The sequence below is a fragment of the Halorhodospira abdelmalekii genome (assembly GCF_016583625.1).
Taxonomy (GTDB): Bacteria; Pseudomonadota; Gammaproteobacteria; order Nitrococcales; family Halorhodospiraceae; genus Halorhodospira; species Halorhodospira abdelmalekii.
In genome coordinates this window covers 1-687 of record NZ_NRRN01000140.1, presented here as the reverse complement: position 1 = coordinate 687, position 687 = coordinate 1, and the positions used below count along the sequence as shown (strand labels likewise).

2 protein-coding genes are annotated in these 687 nt (G+C 57.8%); one reads left to right on the top strand and one right to left on the bottom strand.

Annotated features, from left to right (window positions below; all coding sequences use genetic code 11):
• Positions 1-435: transposase (locus CKO15_RS13840; protein WP_200197422.1), on the bottom strand; the 435-nt coding region annotated here is incomplete at its 3' end.
• Positions 436-481: 46 nt separating this feature from the next.
• Between CKO15_RS13840 and CKO15_RS13985 the strand changes: the two genes are divergently transcribed.
• Positions 482-687, top strand: a 206-nt coding sequence (locus CKO15_RS13985; RefSeq protein WP_207124176.1) for a hypothetical protein, incomplete at its 3' end; no start/stop codon positions are given.

Sequence of the window (687 nt, the reverse complement as noted above, 5' to 3'; positions counted from 1 at the left end):
GTACAGGTAGACATCGGCCAGCTCGCTGTTTCGGCGGGCCCGCAGACAATCGAAATCAAGTAGGCTTTTTAGGCGCTTCATCAGCAGTTCCACCTGCCATCGGGTTCGATACAGCTCCATGACCGCCTCGGTAGGCAACATTGCAGCGGGCACGGTGCTGAGTACCAACACCCAGTCAGCCAAAGTCAAGGCCTCAGCATCAGGGGTACGACCCCTTTTGCGCGCTCGGTCACGGACCTTCTGCCGCGCGAGGTTCGCCTTCTCCGGCGGCAATCGACGTGCATGCAAGTGGGCCTCAATGTAGCTTTGGCCGGAACGAATACGAACGCTGCGCGAGACGCTCGCCTCGGGTTGCTCGCGTAGCCACTGCGCCACTTTAATCGTCTGTCCGGCTTCGTCGTAAACTCGCATCCCATGGGCGTTGTAACGCACCACTACGCACACCCCACGAGCGGCCTACTCGACCAGCTCACGAGGCCGGTTGTACCCACGAGAGATGGGGGACAGGCATTGGCTTGTCCCCCTTTTGTTTGTGCTTATTGTATTTGTTCTAAGTTTTGCTGTTTCGCATAATGGGTCTTATGTAAAAAGGCAAGGATTGCGATCGCTCAAGGATTTGGGGGCTCAGGAGGTCGGTTTTCCGCTCTTGCGGCCTACAAGCGGCAAGGAGCAGGAAGCGCTGGGCAC